Source organism: Parasaccharibacter sp. TMW 2.1888 (assembly GCF_023167265.1).
Classification (GTDB): Bacteria; Pseudomonadota; Alphaproteobacteria; order Acetobacterales; family Acetobacteraceae; genus Bombella; species Bombella apis.
In genome coordinates this window covers 643,333-660,231 of the sequence record NZ_CP030979.1, presented here as the reverse complement: position 1 = coordinate 660,231, position 16,899 = coordinate 643,333, and the positions used below count along the sequence as shown (strand labels likewise).

The window sequence follows — 16,899 nt, the reverse complement described above, 5'->3', positions numbered from 1 at the left end:
TGGGTTGGAGACTGTGATATGCTCCACTGCGCTGGCAGTTCCGCCAGCGTGATGCAGGGAAACAGGTCATGGGTATGAGGATGCAGGGCCGGTCTTCACGGGGTATTGTTCTGGTGACGGGTCTTTCCGGCGCCGGGAAGGCCTCCATCCTTCATATGCTGGAAGACCTTGATTACGAGGTGGTGGACAATCCGCCGCTGGACCTGTTTGAGGCGCTGATTACCCGGACAGGGTCCCGTCTGGCCATCGGGGTGGACGTGCGCAGCCGGGGGTTTGATGCCCATCGGATCGTGGATTTTCTGACACTGGCTCGTCGTGAACCAGACTGCTCGGCTCAGCTGGTTTTTGCCACGGCGGATTATGATGTCCTGCTGCGCCGGTTCACCGCCACAAGGCGGCGCCATCCTCTCGCCGGGGAAGGTGGCCTGCGCCCTGCGCTGGAGCAGGAGGCCGGACTGCTGGAACCGCTGCGGGCCGTGGCTGATTTCGTGATAGATACCAGTGACCTGCCCCTGCCGGACCTGCGCCAGATGATCGAGGCCCGTTTCAGTGCCGGGGTTGGGACCATGCTGTCCGTGGCACTCATGTCTTTTGCCTATCCGGCAGGTCTGCCGCGGGAGGCAGATATCGTGCTGGATGCCCGTTTCCTGAGAAATCCGCATTATGATGAGGAGCTGCGGCCCCATACGGGGCTGGAGGCCAGCGTGGCGGAGTATGTGAAGGCGGATCCGTTCTACCAGCCTTTTTACAGCCATGTATTGGGGCTGGTGCAGACCGTGTTGCCCCGTTTTGCGCAGGAAGGGAAAAAATACGTCACCATTGCTGTTGGCTGTAGCGGGGGGCGGCATCGTTCCGTCACGGTCGTGGAGGCGTTGGCACAGGACCTGGCAGCCGACCCGATGATCGGGGAGCTTCGGGCCCCGGTGATGGTGCTGCATCGGGAGCTGGCCCGCAACGGACTGGCCTCATGCCGCTGGGCCGTGCCACCATTGGATGGTACGGCATGAAGGCGGCGCATGGGAAGCCGGACAGGATGGAGGAACCGGGCGGGCCGGCGTTCAGCCGGGATGTCATGGCCCGGCTGGAAGAGGCCACTCACTGGTGCCGACATCACGGGCAGAAACTGACCCCGGTCCGCCGCCTGGTTCTGGGACTTGTTCTTTCGGAAACCAGACCGCTGGGCGCTTACGATATTCTTTCCCTTTTGCGGGCCTATCAGCCGAGGGCCGTGCCGCCGACCGTCTATCGGGCTCTGGATTTTCTGCTGGAGCAGGGGCTGATCCACCGGATAGAGCGCCTGAGCGCCTTTGTGGGCTGTCATCACCGGCTGGACTGTGAAGAACATTGCACGTCCCATGGTGCGTGGGGTGCCCATAGGGCCCAGTTCCTGATCTGTCGGAGCTGTGGTCAGGTGCAGGAGCTGGAGCAGGATGTTGTGGCGGCGGTGCTGTTGCAGTCTGCCCGGGGGCAGGGGTTTCGGGCTGAGGCTGCCACGGTGGAGATTGAGGGAGTCTGTGCCCGTTGCGCCGGAGAAAGGAAGGTAAGGGAAAATTAAGGCCTGCCCTGTTTTCCTGCCATGCAGACATATGGTTTGTCTTTCTGAAAGATCAGGTAGATCAGGGAGTTATGCGACCTCTCAGAACTGTGATCCTGTGGTCAGTCATGGTGCGTAGGTTAAATTGTTTTTTATGATATGGAAGATTCTCTTCAGGGAGTTTTCCCTCCAGTAATAAAGGTCCGATTGTTATGAACGGGACAGCTGAATCTCCACGGTCTGCTGTGGATCCCGCTGCCAGGCGGAGAGTGCTTTTCATCTGCATTCTTGCCTCTTTGGCGGGGCTGATGTGCGGTATGGACATCGGGGTAATTTCCGGTGTGCTGAGGCCGTTTGGTATCGAGTTCCATGCCTCCACCGTGGCGCTGGAGTGGATTGTTGGGGGTATGCTTGTCGGCGCCACGATTGGCGCCCTGACAGGGGGACAGCTGACCCAGCGTCTGGGCCGCAAATACACGCTGACGACCGCTGCGGCTTTCTTCTCCATAGGGGCGGCTGGCTGTGCGGCTTCCCAGTCCATCACCATGATGATCATCTGCCGTGTGCTGGTGGGCATGGGCATGGGCCTTTCCGACTTCTGCACGCCACTTTATCTTTCCGAGGTAGCCCGGACGGAACAGCGTGGTGCCATGGTCTCGCTGTACCAGCTGCTCAAGACGATCGGTATTTTCCTGGCCTTCTTCTCCAACAGCTGGTTCGCCCCTCCGGTGCATGGCGCTCCATGATGGTGGTAGAGGCCGTGCCGGCTGTCGTGTTTCTGGTGATTTTCCTCTGTCTGCCGCAGAGCCCACGCTGGCTGATGCTCAAGGGCCGTGAGGAAGAGGCTCTGGAGACGATGACAAAGCTGCGTGATGCGCCGTCCCAGGCCCGGCAGGAGCTGAAGGCCATTGGCGAGCAGTTGCAGACCAAGGAAGAGGGCTGGAAGCTGCTGCGGACCAACAGCAACTACCGCCGTTCCCTCGGACTGGGCATGTTGCTGATGGTCATGCAGCAGTTCGCTGGCATCAACATCATCATGTACTACGCCCCGCGTATTCTGGAGACAGCCCATTTCAGCCTTGAGGCCCAGATGTGGTGTACGGCGCTGATCGGCCTTGTGAACGTGCTGATGACATTTGTGGCCGTTGGTTATTCCGACCGCTGGGGCCGCAAGCCGATCCTCTATGCCGGGTATGCCAGCATGGCAGCCAGCATGGCCATTCTTGCCTTCCTGCTGTGGTATGGGACGACGACCCTTGCTCTTCAGCTTCTGGCTCTTGGCATGATCATCATCTTCGTGGGTGGGTTCGCCATGTCCGCCGGGCCGCTCATGTGGGTCATCTGCTCGGAGATCCAGCCTGCCGCAGGGCGCAGCCTTGGCATCTCCATCTCTACCGGGACAAACATGCTGAGCAACCTTCTTATCGGCACGACATTCCTCAGTGTGCTGGAGCTGATTGGCGGCCCCAATACTTTCTGGCTGTTTGCCGGATTCAACGCCATCTGTGTCGTGTTACTTTATCTCTTCGTTCCAGAAACAAAGGATGTTTCGCTGGAAACTATTGAGAAGCGCCTCATGAGTGGTGTAAAACTGCGTGATCTTGGTAGTTGATTGAAGATCAGCCCTGTTCATGCACTGCCGGGCAGGAGGGACAGTCCGTCTCTTCTGCCCGGTTTCGTGTCTGGCTGGTGGGGCTGGTCTGCATCAGGGAGGTTGCGCCCTTTACATGGTAGATGAAGTTGATCCCCGTTCTGTATCCCCAGGGACAGGCGATGATGACGATGCGTCATTTTTCGATCCCACGAAATTCAAGATTCTTGTCATTGGTGGTGTTGCGGCCCTTGCGGGGCTGATGTCTGGTATTGATATCGGCGTGGTTTCCGGTGCGCTGGATCTGTTTTCCCGGGAGTTTCATCCTTCCACACTGGCGCTCTCATGGGTTGTCAGTGCCATGATGGCCGGTGCGGCCCTTGGCTCGGTGAGTGCCAGCAAGCTGGCCCAGAAGGTCGGGCGCAAGCGGGCGTTGATCTGCGGGGCCGCAGTGTTCGTGATTGGGGCACTGGGCTGCTTCCTGAGCTGGTCTGTTGCCTCCATGATCTCCTTCCGGGTTGTGATGGGCTATGCCATCGGGCTGTCCGCCTTTACGGCGCCGCTCTATCTTTCTGAAATTGCCAGTGAAGATACCCGTGGTGCGATGATCTCCACCTACCAGCTTATGCTGACGATCGGCATATTCGTGGCTTTTCTGGCTGATGCCTATTTTTCCTATCGTGGCAGCTGGCGGAGCATGTTTGCTTTTGCAGCCTTCCCGGCAACGCTGTTTCTTATCGGGGTTCTGTTCCTGCCTTACAGTCCGCACTGGCTGGTGATGAAAGGCCGCCACAAGGAGGCGCGGAGAATCCTGCTGGACCTGCGGGATGACCCGCTGGAGGCCGCCAAGGAGATTCAGGCCATCCGCCAGCAGCTGGAAACGAAGCAGGAAGGGTGGGCACTGCTGAAGCGCAACAGCAATTTCCGTCGTTCCGTGCTGCTGGGTATTGGCCTTCAGGCCATGCAGCAGCTGGCGGGCATCAACATCGTCATGTTCTATGCTCCGAAGATTCTTCAGGCTGCCCATTTTGATACACATGCACAGGTCTGGTGTACGGCCATCATCGGGCTGGTGAACATGCTGGCCACGTTCGTGGCGGTTGGTCTGGTGGACCGCTGGGGCCGCAAGCCCATTCTTTATGTCGGTTTTGCCGTCATGGCGCTGACAATGGGGGCTCTTGCAGCCCTGTTGCATGAGGGTATGGCGGAGCAGGCTTCCCAGATGATCGCCGTGTTCGTGCTGATGGTTTTCTGCGCCGGTCATGCCATGTCGGCGGGGCCGCTCATGTGGGTGCTGTGTGCAGAGATCCAGCCCATTCAGGGGCGCAATTTCGGCATGTCCGCTTCTACCCTGATGAACTGGCTGGCCAATATGGGCGTGAGTGTCAGCTTTCTGCCGCTGATGGAGGCCTTTGGGGCCTCTGGCACGTTCTGGCTTCTGGCCGTTCTGAACTTCATTTTCATTGGTCTGACATATCTGTACGTGCCGGAGACCAAAGGCATGTCTCTGGCCAAGATTGAAGAACGGCTGATGAGTGGCGTGAAGCTGCGCAAACTTGGGCGCTGAGCCATGGCGGTCAGCCTGTCTGGCACGAAGAGAAAAAAGGCTCACCAGTCCTCTGGTGAGCCTTTTTCAATGAAGGGAATGGGCCTGCTCCCCTGTTCTTACAGGATGAAGGGGGCCAGGGCGCCCAGATGGCTGTGCAGTTCCCTGTATTGTGGCGCCTGTAAATGGAGGGCCAGAAGAGGGAGAAGCCATACGGTGGTTTCCCGGTCGATGGCTGTCAGGGTGGAAATGGTGTCCAGCGTGAAGGTTGGAGCGCCCAGAGCCATCTCCAGCAGGTTGAAGGGCGACAGGCTCAACCAGGAGGCCCCTGAGGGTGTGGTCTCCTGAGGAATGGTGATGAAACATTCCCAAAGGCTGACGGCCTGCCTGTCAGGCGCCATTGGTTCCGTGGGAGGAGAGCAGAGAAAACGTTTCTGGCCCCCATGCTGCCTCAGGGCAATGGCTGTCTGTTCGATGACAGGCAGGATGTCGTAGCGGGGCAGGCCGGTGAGGCGGCCATCATGCAGGATGAAGAAGTCCCGTATCCTGTCCTTTTCATCCAGGCCGAACAGAAAGGCGGCTTCGGGATGGATCAGGCTCTGGATCAGGAAAAGCTGGAACTCACCCCCCTGCTGCTCGGCACTGCCAAGGTCCTGGAGCAGATCATTGACGAGACCGGGATGGCGGGCATCCTTCGGATGCAGGGAAAAGACCCGGAAGCCAGCCGGATTCTGCCGGGTTGAGGGGGGAGTCAGGCCGGGGATGGGAGGGTGCTGACGCCGCATCTCTTCCAGCACGGTCATGGCCCCTGCCGTGATGACCGGCCTGACCCAGCGCAGAACGTCCGACGTCTTTTCACGGGGGACCGTGTCTTCAATGTCGTTCCATTGGGCCAGCTGGTGGTCTGAAAGGGTGAGCTGGAGGTCTTTGCGGTTGAGGACCCGTTTGACGAACTGTTCCAGACTGCGCCGCTGGAAATGCATCAGGCTGGCAACAGCCCAGTCAGGATACCCTACCGTAATGCCGGGTACGGCAGACCAGGCAACAGGCGCACCGGATGAGGTGACATAACGCCCTTCAGCCAGCGCAAAATAATGGACATTGACCCATTTGCCTTTCTTCCAGCAATGAGGGCGGATGAAGCTCTTTACATGCCGGTTGATGGCCTCTCCCGCCGTGCTGTGGCGGCTGAAACTGTGGAAAGGCGGCAGGCTGGGTGTCGTGATGTGGTTGTCATGGCCATAAACCTGCCAGTGCAGGGCTACTGCACCGGCATCGGCAGGCAATGATTCCAGAAATTCCGGCAGGGTTTCGTGGGCGTACAGCCTGACATATTCGTCCGTATCCAGAAAACCCACCCAGTCGTAAGACTGTTCATCCATGGCAATGGCCGACAGGGCATCAAGATAGACCTGTCTCTGGCGCTCTGCATGGTCCTGGCTGGACAGGTCAAGGCTGTGCTCACGGATATGGAAAAGGCGCACATCCCAGTGCAGGCTGGCGGCCGTGATGAGATCCCTCGTGCCATCATCTGAATCATCATCAAACAGGATGAAACTGTCCACACCGAGGAGGGCATGCCAGGCCAGCCAGTACAGTATGTCGTGTGCTTCGTTTTTGACGATGCCGACCAGAGCAGTCTTCATGGTGCTACGTGGCCCCTGCGTTACGGTGATTCAGCGCCGGAGAGAGGCGAGGGTGCGGATGCCGGAGCGGCTCATCTCGTGCAGCAGCTCCTGCTTCAGCCGGGTGAGGACGGCGGGCCCTTCGTAGATGAAGGCCGTGTAGACCTGTACGAGGTCCGCCCCCATTTTCAGGCGCTCGAGAATGTCTTTTCCGGTTTCGATGCCGCCGGAAGAAACGAGGCAGAGGCGGCCATTGTTCAGGTCGCTCACGAGCTGGAGCACATGGCGGGCCCGTTCGGCCAGTGGCGCACCGGAGAGGCCTCCGGCCTCCTCACGGTGAGGGTCCGTCAGGCTGGCGGGACGGGCCAGCGTGGTGTTGGTGAGAATGAGACTATCAGCGCCACCGTCCAGTGCCGTCTGGAGGATGGGGCCATAGGCGTCATCTTCAAGATCAGGGGCAAGCTTCACCAGCAAAGGGGGGCGGTCGGGATGGGCGGTCTGTATGGCATCCAGCAGGCGGGCCAGCATGTCGGTAGCCTGAAGGTCCCGCAGGCCGGGGGTGTTGGGGGAGGAGAGGTTGATGGTGATATAATCGGCGTAGGATTTCGTCCGGCCTACCAGGGCGGGGTAGTCCACAAGCGGGTCTGCCCCTGTCTTGTTGATGCCCAGATTGATTCCCAGCGGAACACCGGCGGCTTTTACGGTGCCATTCCCGTCCGGGCGGAAAAGGGGTGTCAGGTTCTGGCAGAACCGGTCAATCCCACAGCTGTTGAAGCCCATGCGGTTGATGATGGCGTGGTCATCGACCAGACGGAACAGGCGGGGCCGGGGATTGCCCGGCTGGGGCCGGGGTGTGACCGTGCCGGTCTCCACAAAGCCGAAGCCGAGTCTGGCCAGCCCCCGCACGGCCCGGGCATTCTTGTCGAACCCTGCTGCAAGGCCGATCGGGTTGGGGAAGGAAAGACCCAGAGCTTCCGTCCGGAGGGCCGAATGATCGGGTTTGCCGCGACCGGCGAGGCCGTGGGCAATGCTGTGGATGGCAAGCTCATGTGCAGTTTCAGGGTTGAGACGGCGCAGAAGCCACGTGGCTGTTTTTCCGATATCGAGCATTCACTCTTCCCTTACTGACAGTTAAGAACCTTTCAGAACGCATGGTCGTTCTTGTCAAGACAATTTGCGGTATTGATGACTGTTGTGTGGCTTTGCAGAGAGGGAGTTGCGCCATGTCGATGAAACGGGAGCCGGAGCCATGAGCTGGGATGACCTGTACCTGGAAACCTGCTGCCGTTCGGCCCTGCACCGGCTTGTGCTGAGCGGTGAAACGGGCCGCCCGGTCGGCCCCCCGCCGGAAGGGCGGATGCCCGATTTCCGGGCTCCTCTCAAGGACCGGTCCTGCCTGCTGCGGCTGGCTGGCATGGGGCTGGCCCGGCAGAGGGATGACGGACGTTTTGAGGTCACACCGGCTGGGGAACAGCGTCATGACCGGGAGATTCTTTCCATGAGGCGGGCCCGGCGGCGCAGGCAGGGGTGAGGCAGCCGCCATTTGCGCTTTGAAGGCCGTAACTGTAAAATCCCGCCCCGGTCTGCTCCACGAAAACCTGACAGGTATCCCGTATCCATGCCAATGCCGATTCCTCTGCCGCCCATCACTCTGGGGACGGGCTGCGTGATTGATGACCCTGTCATCCTCGCTCCCATGTCCGGCGTCACGGACCTGCCGTTTCGCAGGCTGACCAGAGAGCTGGGAGCGGGGCTTGTCATTTCGGAGATGATCGCTTCATGGGCGATGGTACGGGAGAATGAGCGGACCCTGAGCATGGCCTGCAGCGCCGGGGCTGGTGGTGTCAATGCCGTACAGTTGGCGGGGTGTGACCCGCAGGCCATGGGAGAGGCAGCAAAGATCGCCGTGGCGGGTGGTGCGGATGTTGTGGACATCAATTTCGGCTGTCCGGTCAAGAAGGTGGCCATCGGCCAGATGGCCGGATCGTCCCTCATGCGGGATGAAGCTCTCGCCGCCCGCCTGCTGGAGGCGACAGTGAAGGCGGTGGATGTCCCCGTGACGCTGAAGATGCGGATGGGGTGGGACCATGAGCATCTCAATGCTCCTGCCCTGGCCCGTATTGCCGAGGATGTCGGCATCCGCATGATCACGGTGCACGGGCGGACCCGCCAGATGTTCTACAATGGCCGGGCGGACTGGAAGTTTGTCCGCAGGGTCAAGGAGGCGGTGAGGCTTCCGGTGATCGTCAATGGTGACATCGTGAGCATGGCCTCGGCCCGTCAGGCCCTGGCGGATTCGGGGGCGGACGGCGTCATGGTGGGACGGGGCTGCTATGGGCGGCCCTGGTTCCTCGCCCAGCTGACCCAGTCCCTGCGGAGCGGCGTGGACGTGCCAGACCCTGATCTCGCAACGGAGAAAGAGATCGTCCTGAAACATTATCACATGATGATGGACCATTTTGGGGAGCGACCGGGCCTGCGCCTCGCCCGCAAGCATGTCTCCTGGTATTCCGCCGGTCTTCCGGGGTCGGCGGCATTCCGGGCGGAGGTGAACCGGCTGGATTCCGCTCCTGCTGTCATTGCTCTGCTGGAGCGGTTCTATGATGACGCCATCGCGGCTGGCATCGTGCGTGATCGGGAAGGGGCTCTTGCCCGGCATGTGGCGTGATGGGTGAGCCGACGGCCCGGGCAGTCCGTGCGCTGCGCCCGTTGTTCCTGCATGGTGCCAGCTCGCAGGAGCGTCTCGACGTGGCCCAGAGGATTCACGCCCACAGTTCCTGTGCAGGCGGAGCTTTTGTCGTTGCGGGGCTGACGGCTGTTCCCCGTGCCCTGCGGGAGGAGCGGCTGTTTGGTACGGCAGGCAATGGCTGGCTGGAGCAGGCCCGTGGCGGCACGCTTCTTCTGGATGAGCTGGATTGCCTGTGCCCGACACTCCAGAAGCGTTTTGCGGCTGTTCTGGCCCACAGGCCGCCGGCACGGCGGGAGGAGGCCGTGCGTATCGTGGTGGCCAGCCGGCATGACCAGGCGACCCTGTTGCGTCACGGAGGGCTGGAGGATGGCCTGCGGCACTGGCTGGCTTCCCTGCCGATGGAGCAGTGCCTCGGGCCGGAACGTCTGCGGGCCGTGCGGGCTCTTTCCGGTGACCGGAGCGGGGGGCTGGCAGCGATGTTCGAGCCGGTCATGCGCAGTTATGTACGGGCAGGGCTGGAGGCGGGCAGCTGCAACCTGCATGGCAGCGTGGTGGGAGCAGTGGAACGTCCCCTCATCACCATGGCCCTCCAGCATACGGGTGGGAATCAGCTCCGTGCCGCTGCTCTGCTGGGGTTGAACCGCAACACCCTGCGCAAGCGCATCAGGGAACTCCATATCGTTGTCCCCCGGCCCGGAGCGAAGCCGGGGGACCGTTGAGCAGGAAAGATACCGTGATGATCAGACGTCTTGCCAGCAGGATGCGGGCCTCTCTCGGGCGTCTGACCAGCCCTGATGGCGTGGTGGTGCTGACGGTCGTGGCGCTGGTCCTCACGTTCGTGACATTCATCGTCCTTGCGGGTGGTGTTTCACTGGCCCGGGTACCACGGGCGCAGGCCCTGCTTTTCCTGCTGGATTTCATCACGCTCATGCTCATCGGTGCTGCCGGGGTACGGCAGATCGGCCGGATGCTGGCCGCACGGCGCATGGGGCAGGCCGGGGCCCGGCTGCACAGCCAGCTTGTCATGCTGTTTGGCGTGGTGGCCGTGGCGCCTACACTGATGGTCGGTGCCCTTTCGGCCCTGTTCTTCCATTATGGTGTGGAGATCTGGTTTTCAAACCGGGTCAACACGGCCCTGAGCGAGGCCCGTTCCGTAGCGGCAGGATATCTGCGGGAGCATAATGAGAATACGAGGACAGAGGCCTTTGCCCTGGCCAACACGCTTCTGACAGTCCAGAACGACGAGATGTTCGCCCACGGGACGGACCTGTTCCACGACCAGCCACGCCTTCAGGCCCTGCTGGAAGATGAGGTGACGGAACGGGGACTGAATGATGCGATCATTTTCAATCCGATCACCTACAGGATCATCGCTACGGGGGGGCTCATGGCCATCCGGGCGGGGGACCCGGAAAAGGAGCTGCCGCCCCGGTCTGTGGCGGCCATGGCCAGAACAGGAGAAGTCGTGCTTCTGGACCAGCCAGAGGCGCAGCTGGTGCGGGGGGTTGTCTCGCTGGGGGGCAATTCTGGTCTCATGCTGGTCATTACCCGGCCAGTGGACCCGGACATCCTCCACCATATGACACGGACAGACACGCTGGTGCAGGATTATCAGCGGATGCTCAACAATCGTGGCAAGACCCAGCTGACACTCATCGTGATTCTGGCGCTGATGGGTCTGCTGGTGCTGGCGGTGGGAATGCTCAGCGGCCTGTCCCAGGCCAACAGGATCACTCGGCCCCTCAGCCTTCTGATCCGGGCAGCCCGTCGCATTTCCCGGGGGGATCTGACGGCACGGGTCCCTGTGGAAAGCCGTGGCCTTCGTGAGGATGAGCTGGTGGCCCTCTCCCGTGCCTTCAACCTGATGGCCAGCCAGTTGGCCAGCCAGCGTTCTGAGCTGATGCAGGCTTATGACCAGATTGACGAACGGCGGCGTTTCACGGAGACCGTTCTTGCTGGTGTGTCTGCCGGTGTGATCGGGCTGGACCATGACCAGACTGTCGAACTTCCCAATCGGGCTGCCTCCTCCATTCTTCAGCGGGACCTGGAACAGGCCAAGGGGTGCCCTCTGGTCGATCATGTGCCCGAATTCGCCACTCTGCTTCAGGCTGTGAAAGAGCATCCCGAGAAGGAGCATGGGGCTGAAATCCAGATCGATACTGAAAGTGCCCGGGCGCCGGGTGGGCCAGGAGGCGGGGGTGGTGCCGGAGCCGGACGGACCCTGCTCGTCTCTGCCGTGGCGGAGCAGAACGGGCATGAAGGCCGGGGGGGATATGTTGTCACCTTTGATGACATCACCCTCCTTCAGGTAGCCCAGCGCAAGGCCGCCTGGGCCGATGTGGCCCGTCGCATCGCCCATGAAATCAAGAATCCACTGACCCCCATCCAGCTGGCGGCTGAGAGGCTGAGACGGCGTTTTTACAGGGAGATTACCAGCGATCCGGAAATCTACGATCAGCTCATCAGCACGATCGTGCGGCAGGTAGGGGATATCGGGCGCATGGTGGATGAGTTCTCATCCTTTGCCCGTATGCCCCAGCCAGAGATGGCCGAGCATGACCTTGTCCGCCTGTGTCGTGAGGCGCTGTTCCTCCAGCAGAATGCCCATCCGGAGATAGCGTATCGGCTGGATGTCCCGGCTGGTGGGCCGGTCATGGTGCGGTGTGACCATCGCCTGATTGGTCAATCTCTTATCAACCTGCTACAGAATGCAGCAGATGCCATCCTGATGACAGGGCGGCGCCTGGGGGTGGACCAGCCCGTGCTGGGCTGGATTGTCCTCCGCTTGACGCTTGAGGATGAAGCGGCAATCATTGGTGTGGCTGATAACGGCGTGGGGCTGCCCGCTGGGGAGCATCAGCGTCTGACAGAGCCTTACGTGACCCACAAGGAGAAGGGGACCGGGCTGGGGCTGGCCATTGTTCACCGGGCGATGGAGGCCCATAAGGGGCGGCTGCACCTGCGGTCCCTGACAGAGGAAGAGCGCCGGGTGCTTGCCGGTACCGGAGATGTGGGAACGGCTGGCACCCTGGTGGCACTCATCCTCCCGCTGGTGGGCAGGGGGCTTGCAGCAGAGGGCGTGAGCAAAGCATGAAGGTATCCCATGGAGCATGAAATTCTGATCGTTGATGACGAGCCGGATATCCGCCTCCTGCTTGCCGGGATTCTGGAGGATGATGGCTACGTGACCTGTGGAGCTGCGGAGGCTGATGAGGCCATCCGGGTTTTCCGGGAGAATCGGCCCTCGCTGGTGATACTGGACATCTGGCTCCAGAACTCTCGTCTGGACGGCATGGCCCTGCTGCGTCTGTTCCGGGAGGAGCAGCCGGATGTGCCTGTCATCATGATTTCCGGGCACGGAACGATCGAGACGGCCGTCTCCAGCCTGCATCAGGGGGCTTATGATTTTCTGGAGAAGCCCTTCCAGTCGGACCGTCTTCTGGTCATTGTCCGTCGGGCGCTGGAGGCAGCCCGGCTGCGCAAGGAAAATGCCGAGCTGCGCCTGAGAGCCGGAGAGCAGAGCACGCTCATGGGCAACAGTGCGCTCGTCAATGCGCTGCGGGGGCAGATCAGCCGTGTGGCCCCTACCAACTCCCGTGTTCTTATCACCGGCCCTGCCGGTGCGGGCAAGGAGGTGGTGGCCCGGCTCATCCACGCTGAATCCAAAAGGGCGGAGGGCCCTTTCGTGGTGCTGAACTGTGCCGCTTTGGCCCCGGAGCATCTGGAGGAAGAACTTTTCGGGGTTGAGGGAGCCGGTGACAGGCCGGGCCGTCCGGGCCTGCTGGAGCGTGCCCATCGGGGCACCCTGCTGTTGGATGAAGTGGCCGACATGCCGCTGGAGACACAGGGCAAGATCGTGCGGGCGCTTCAGGTCAATACGTTCGAGCGTCTGGGTGGCAATCACAGCGTGAAGGTGGATGTCCGGGTGCTGGCGACCACCAGCCGGGACCTTCAGGCTGAAATTGTCCGGCGCCGTTTCCGGGAGGACCTGTATTATCGGCTGGCCGTCGTGCCCCTTCAGGTTCCGGCTCTTTCGGAGCGACCAGAAGATATTCCGGTCATGGCGCAGCATTTTCTGGAACGTTGTGCCCGGTCTTCCGGCCTGCCGGTCCGGACACTTGCCGTGGATGCTCTGGCCTGTCTCCAGACTTACGAATGGCCGGGGAATGTGCGTGAGCTGCGGAACCTGATGGAACGGATGCTCATTCTGGCCCCCGGTGGGGATGGTGACACCCCGCACGTCATACGGGCAGACATGCTGCCAGAGGCAGTCCGGGAGGGGGCTCCTTCCATGACCTGCCTGACAGCTGGTGCTGATGTGATGAGCCTGCCTTTGCGGGAGGCTCGGGACCAGTTCGAGACACAGTATCTACAGGTCCAGCTGATGCGTTTTGGTGGCAATATCAGCCGGACGGCCAATTTTGTCTGCATGGAGCGGAGCGCACTGCACCGCAAACTCAAGCAGCTTGGTGTAACACAGGAAGATCGGTCTGCTGCCCCGTCCGAACGTGACGGGCAGGGTGGGAAATGATGAAGGAATCCATGTCAGAACAGAGAACAGGCGACGTGCAGGAGCAGTTTCTGGCCCATGTGCAGCAGCGGGAAGAACCGGTGACGGTTTTTCTGGTCAATGGTGTCAAGCTTCAGGGGGTCATCACACGGTTTGATGGTCGCAGTGTGCTGCTCCGCCGGGACGGGCATGTGCAGCTCGTCTACAAACATGCGATCAGCACCATCATGCCCGTGGCGGCTCTTTCGGACCTGCCCTGACTGGTGCCTCTCTTCCGGGGGGTGCTTGTGTCTGGCAGGGCTCCCTCCCATATGAGGCGGGCCTGAAGAAGGCCGATACAGGATTTTGAAGACAGGATGTTCCGGATTTGAGACGTCAGCCCAAGGAAACCGCCCGCAAGCCCACCCTCGCCGCCGTCATTCTCCCTGCGGAGAAGCAGGCCTTCGCTGAAGGCCGAGCCGCAGAAGCCCGGCTGGAGGAGGCGGTGGGGCTCGCGGCCTCCATCGGGTTGGAGATCGTCCATACGGCCATTTATCCGCTGCGGACGAAGCGCCCGGCGACCCTCCTCGGTGCGGGGCAGCTGGAGGAGCTGACAGAGATCGTCAAGGCGGAGTCCGTGGGCGTGGTGGTGGTCGATGCCCGTCTTTCGCCCGCCCAGCAGCGCAACCTGGAAAAAGAGATGGGCTGCAAGGTGGTGGACCGGACCGGCCTGATTCTGGATATTTTCGGAGCCAGAGCTGCGACACGGGAGGGTGTGTTGCAGGTGGAGCTGGCGCATCTGGAATATCAGCGGTCCCGTCTTGTCCGGCTCTGGACGCATCTTGAGCGGCAGCGTGGTGGGTTCGGCTTCCTTGGTGGCCCGGGTGAAACGCAGATCGAGGCGGACAGGCGGATGCTGGATGAACGTCTGGTCAAGCTGCGGAAGGAGCTGGAGCAGGTCCGTCGGACCCGTGGTCTGCACCGCCATGCCCGCCGCAAGGTTCCGTTCCCGGTCGTGGCCCTGGTGGGGTATACCAATGCGGGAAAATCCACCCTGTTCAACCGGATCACCGGGGCGGGTGTCCACGCACAGGACCAGCTCTTCGCCACGTTGGACCCGACCATGCGGAACCTGACCCTGCCTTCAGGCCGTCGGGTCATCCTGTCCGACACGGTGGGATTCATCAGCGACCTGCCGACCGAGCTGATCGCCGCCTTCCGGGCGACGCTGGAAGAGGTGGCGGAGGCAGACATCATCCTGCATGTGCGTGATGTCGCCCATCCGGACAGTGCCTCCCAGCGGGAGGACGTGCTGTCCGTTCTGGGTGACATGACAGCCGACGGGATGTTGGATGAGGCGTGGCCGGAACGGACGATCGAGGTGCTGAACAAGGCCGATCTTCTGGGCGGTACGGAAGCCGTGCCCCGCCGTGAGGGCAGCGTGGCCGTGTCCGCCCTGACGGGGGAAGGGCTGCCGGACCTCATGGAGGCTCTGGATGCCTTCATGACACGGTCCATGAAGCAGTTTTCGGTGCAGGTTCCTGTCACGGATGGTGCCGCACTGGCATGGCTTCATGAGCATGGGGAGGTGATGGAACGGCTGGATGATGAGGAGAGACTGCATCTCCGGGTCCGTCTGTTCCCGGCGGATCAGCAGCGTTTTGTCCGGCAGTTTCCAGCCTTGCCCCTCATGCTGGAACAGGAGGGCTGATCATGAAAAACCCCGGCGAGGTCATCCTGCCGGGGTTTTCCGTATCCGGAGGCCGAGGTCGGGCCTCCTTCAGATGGTGAAAGCCTTTTCATCGGACTGCTCGGTGAGGATGCCATGCTGGGCATGATCCAGCCCGCAGACGGTCACCTCCTTGCCGTGCTTGCGGAATTTCTCGACAATCTTCTCGAGGGCCTGCACGGCCGTGATGTCCCAGAAGCGCGCGTGGGAAAGGTCCAGCGTCACCCGGTGGGCATGGGTGGTGTAGGTCATGGCCTCGGCCATCAGGTCTGCTGAAGCAAAGAAGATCTGACCCTGTATGTGGTAGGTCAGTATGTCATGTTCTTCCGTGGAGCGGACCTGCACCAGCCGGGCCGTATGCCATGCAAAGAACAGGCCGGAGAGCAGGACGCCCACGAGCACGCCAGCCGCCAGATTGTGGGTCAGCACGACCACGCCGACGGTGACGAGCATCACGAGGCTGGTCAGCTTGGGGTGGTGGAAGAGGTCTTTCAGGCTGCCCCAGGCGAAGGTGCTGACGGACACCATGATCATGATGGCCACGAGGGCGGCGACCGGCACCCGGGCCACCCACGGGTGCAGCACGACCATCAGCAGCAGGAGGAAGGCCCCTGCCGTGAAGGTGGAGAGCCGCCCACGCCCGCCATAGCGCAGGTTGCCGACGGTCTGGCCGATCATGCCGCATCCGGCAATCCCGCCGAACAGGCCGACGAAAATGTTGGAGATTCCCAGCCCGGTACATTCTCTCTGTGGTGTGCCATGCGTGTCCGTCAGGTCATCCACCACACTGGCAGTCATCAGGGATTCCAGCAGTCCGACAGCCGCCACGGCCAGGGCATACGGAAAGGTGATGGTGAGCGTTTCAGCATTCAGGGGAAGCTGTGGCAGGGTGAACTGCGGCAGGCCTGTCGGCAGGGCCCCGAGGTCCGCAATGGTACGGACCGGCATCGGATGGATGATGGTGATGGCCGTCAGTACGATGATGCAGATGAGCGGTGAGGGAATGGCCTTGGAGAGCCGGGGCAGAAGATAGATGATGACCAGCCCGATGATGATGAGCAGATGGGTCTGCCAGCTCACTCCCAGCATCTGCGGGACCTGTGCGGAAAAGATGAGAATGGCCAGGGCGTTGACGAAGCCGGTACGGACCTCGCTGGAGACGAAGCGCATCAGGGAGTGGAGGCGCAGCAGCCCGAAGATGACCTGCAGGCCCCCGGCCATCAGGGTGGCCAGCAGCATGTACTGGAGGCCATGGGCATGGACGAGCGGTGCCAGCACCAGGGCAACAGACCCGGCGGCCCCGGAGATCATGCCCGGCCTGCCTCCGAAGATGGCGATGGAGACGGAGATGACGAAGGAAGCGAACAGCGAGACGGCCGGTGACACGCCAGCAATGTAGGAAAAGGCGATGACTTCAGGAATGAGGGCGAACGTGCCCACCATGCCTGCCAATATTTCCCTGACGGGTCTTTGGGTCCATTGCTGGATGTAGGAATCACTGGCCATGAATGCGGCTGGTCCTTCTCTCTGTTGAGGCTGTGGGGCAGATACAAGGTTCTGCCATGGTCACCGTACTGGCGGCCCGGTGCGGCCAATTGTGCGGCAACTATAGGCGGCTGCCGGGAGGCTGTGAAGCATTGTGGCCATGTCGTACCGGATATCGGCCCATGATGGCGGGTTTTTCGGCCCGGAGGGG

The 16,899-nt window shown here is 61.5% G+C and carries 13 protein-coding genes and 1 pseudogene; 11 read left to right on the top strand and 3 right to left on the bottom strand.

Going from position 1 to position 16,899, the window contains the following annotated elements:
- Positions 1-74: 74 nt before the first annotated feature.
- The 4 genes and pseudogenes from rapZ to DTQ13_RS03065 all read left to right on the top strand — a co-directional run bounded on the left by rapZ (position 75) and on the right by DTQ13_RS03065 (position 4,692).
- On the top strand, positions 75-1,007 hold the full coding sequence (rapZ, locus tag DTQ13_RS03080) for an RNase adapter RapZ (protein WP_373364573.1): 933 nt from the start codon (positions 75-77) through the stop codon (positions 1,005-1,007).
- 26 nt (positions 1,008-1,033) lie between these two features.
- Positions 1,034-1,555: a Fur family transcriptional regulator gene (locus DTQ13_RS03075; protein WP_086431376.1), complete on the top strand. Its 522-nt coding sequence runs from the start codon at positions 1,034-1,036 to the stop codon at positions 1,553-1,555.
- 191 nt (positions 1,556-1,746) lie between these two features.
- Positions 1,747-3,146: pseudogene (locus DTQ13_RS03070) on the top strand (sugar porter family MFS transporter).
- 115 nt (positions 3,147-3,261) lie between these two features.
- Complete coding sequence (locus tag DTQ13_RS03065) at positions 3,262-4,692, top strand: sugar porter family MFS transporter (protein ID WP_043557999.1); 1,431 nt, start codon at positions 3,262-3,264, stop codon at positions 4,690-4,692.
- A 98-nt stretch (positions 4,693-4,790) separates the two neighbouring features.
- Here the strand turns inward: DTQ13_RS03065 and DTQ13_RS03060 are convergent, their stop codons facing one another.
- Positions 4,791-6,317, bottom strand: coding sequence for a glycosyltransferase family 2 protein (locus DTQ13_RS03060; protein ID WP_043558002.1), 1,527 nt, complete (start codon positions 6,315-6,317; stop codon positions 4,791-4,793).
- Positions 6,318-6,347: 30 nt separating this feature from the next.
- On the bottom strand, positions 6,348-7,406 hold the full coding sequence (locus DTQ13_RS03055; protein ID WP_248461061.1) for a quinone-dependent dihydroorotate dehydrogenase: 1,059 nt from the start codon (positions 7,404-7,406) through the stop codon (positions 6,348-6,350).
- Between the two features lie 139 nt (positions 7,407-7,545).
- Here DTQ13_RS03055 and DTQ13_RS03050 point away from each other — a divergent pair, with 139 nt between their 5' ends.
- The 7 genes from DTQ13_RS03050 to hflX all read left to right on the top strand — a co-directional run bounded on the left by DTQ13_RS03050 (position 7,546) and on the right by hflX (position 15,185).
- Entirely contained in the window at positions 7,546-7,827 is a 282-nt protein-coding gene (locus DTQ13_RS03050) for a hypothetical protein (protein WP_043558447.1), read from the top strand.
- Positions 7,828-7,914: 87 nt separating this feature from the next.
- Positions 7,915-8,964: a tRNA dihydrouridine synthase DusB gene (gene dusB / locus DTQ13_RS03045; protein ID WP_248461060.1), complete on the top strand. Its 1,050-nt coding sequence runs from the start codon at positions 7,915-7,917 to the stop codon at positions 8,962-8,964.
- Positions 8,964-9,704, top strand: a complete 741-nt coding sequence (locus DTQ13_RS03040; RefSeq protein WP_043558012.1) for a helix-turn-helix domain-containing protein — start codon at positions 8,964-8,966, stop codon at positions 9,702-9,704. Before dusB ends, DTQ13_RS03040 begins: the two co-directional genes overlap by 1 nt.
- Before the next feature lie 17 nt (positions 9,705-9,721).
- Positions 9,722-12,079 carry an ATP-binding protein gene (locus DTQ13_RS03035; protein ID WP_081562827.1) on the top strand — a complete coding sequence of 786 codons (2,358 nt, stop codon included), beginning with the start codon at positions 9,722-9,724 and terminating at the stop codon, positions 12,077-12,079.
- A gap of 9 nt (positions 12,080-12,088) precedes the next feature.
- Entirely contained in the window at positions 12,089-13,516 is a 1,428-nt protein-coding gene (locus DTQ13_RS03030) for a sigma-54 dependent transcriptional regulator (RefSeq protein WP_043558015.1), read from the top strand.
- A gap of 11 nt (positions 13,517-13,527) precedes the next feature.
- Positions 13,528-13,755 (top strand): RNA chaperone Hfq, encoded by a 228-nt coding sequence (gene hfq, locus DTQ13_RS03025; RefSeq protein WP_081563414.1) that lies wholly within the window; start codon positions 13,528-13,530, stop codon positions 13,753-13,755.
- A 107-nt stretch (positions 13,756-13,862) separates the two neighbouring features.
- Entirely contained in the window at positions 13,863-15,185 is a 1,323-nt protein-coding gene (hflX, locus tag DTQ13_RS03020) for a GTPase HflX (RefSeq protein WP_081562826.1), read from the top strand.
- Positions 15,186-15,254: 69 nt separating this feature from the next.
- Here hflX and DTQ13_RS03015 read toward each other — a convergent pair whose 3' ends face one another.
- Positions 15,255-16,709: a SulP family inorganic anion transporter gene (locus DTQ13_RS03015; protein WP_043558022.1), complete on the bottom strand. Its 1,455-nt coding sequence runs from the start codon at positions 16,707-16,709 to the stop codon at positions 15,255-15,257.
- Positions 16,710-16,899 lie beyond the last annotated feature (190 nt).

Excerpts from the sequence above, each read along its gene's own strand:
- rapZ (WP_373364573.1), top strand. The coding sequence starts at position 75 with ATGAGGATGCAGGGCCGGTCTTCACGGGGTATTGTTCTGGTGACGGGT.
- hfq (WP_081563414.1), top strand. The coding sequence starts at position 13,528 with ATGTCAGAACAGAGAACAGGCGACGTGCAGGAGCAGTTTCTGGCCCAT.
- DTQ13_RS03030 (WP_043558015.1), top strand. The coding sequence starts at position 12,089 with ATGGAGCATGAAATTCTGATCGTTGATGACGAGCCGGATATCCGCCTC.
- DTQ13_RS03035 (WP_081562827.1), top strand. The coding sequence starts at position 9,722 with ATGATCAGACGTCTTGCCAGCAGGATGCGGGCCTCTCTCGGGCGTCTG.
- DTQ13_RS03075 (WP_086431376.1), top strand. The coding sequence starts at position 1,034 with ATGGAGGAACCGGGCGGGCCGGCGTTCAGCCGGGATGTCATGGCCCGG.
- DTQ13_RS03060 (WP_043558002.1), bottom strand. The coding sequence starts at position 6,317 with ATGAAGACTGCTCTGGTCGGCATCGTCAAAAACGAAGCACACGACATA.
- DTQ13_RS03040 (WP_043558012.1), top strand. The coding sequence starts at position 8,964 with ATGGGTGAGCCGACGGCCCGGGCAGTCCGTGCGCTGCGCCCGTTGTTC.
- dusB (WP_248461060.1), top strand. The coding sequence starts at position 7,915 with ATGCCAATGCCGATTCCTCTGCCGCCCATCACTCTGGGGACGGGCTGC.
- DTQ13_RS03050 (WP_043558447.1), top strand. The coding sequence starts at position 7,546 with ATGAGCTGGGATGACCTGTACCTGGAAACCTGCTGCCGTTCGGCCCTG.
- DTQ13_RS03015 (WP_043558022.1), bottom strand. The coding sequence starts at position 16,709 with ATGGCCAGTGATTCCTACATCCAGCAATGGACCCAAAGACCCGTCAGG.
- DTQ13_RS03065 (WP_043557999.1), top strand. The coding sequence starts at position 3,262 with ATGGTAGATGAAGTTGATCCCCGTTCTGTATCCCCAGGGACAGGCGAT.
- DTQ13_RS03055 (WP_248461061.1), bottom strand. The coding sequence starts at position 7,406 with ATGCTCGATATCGGAAAAACAGCCACGTGGCTTCTGCGCCGTCTCAAC.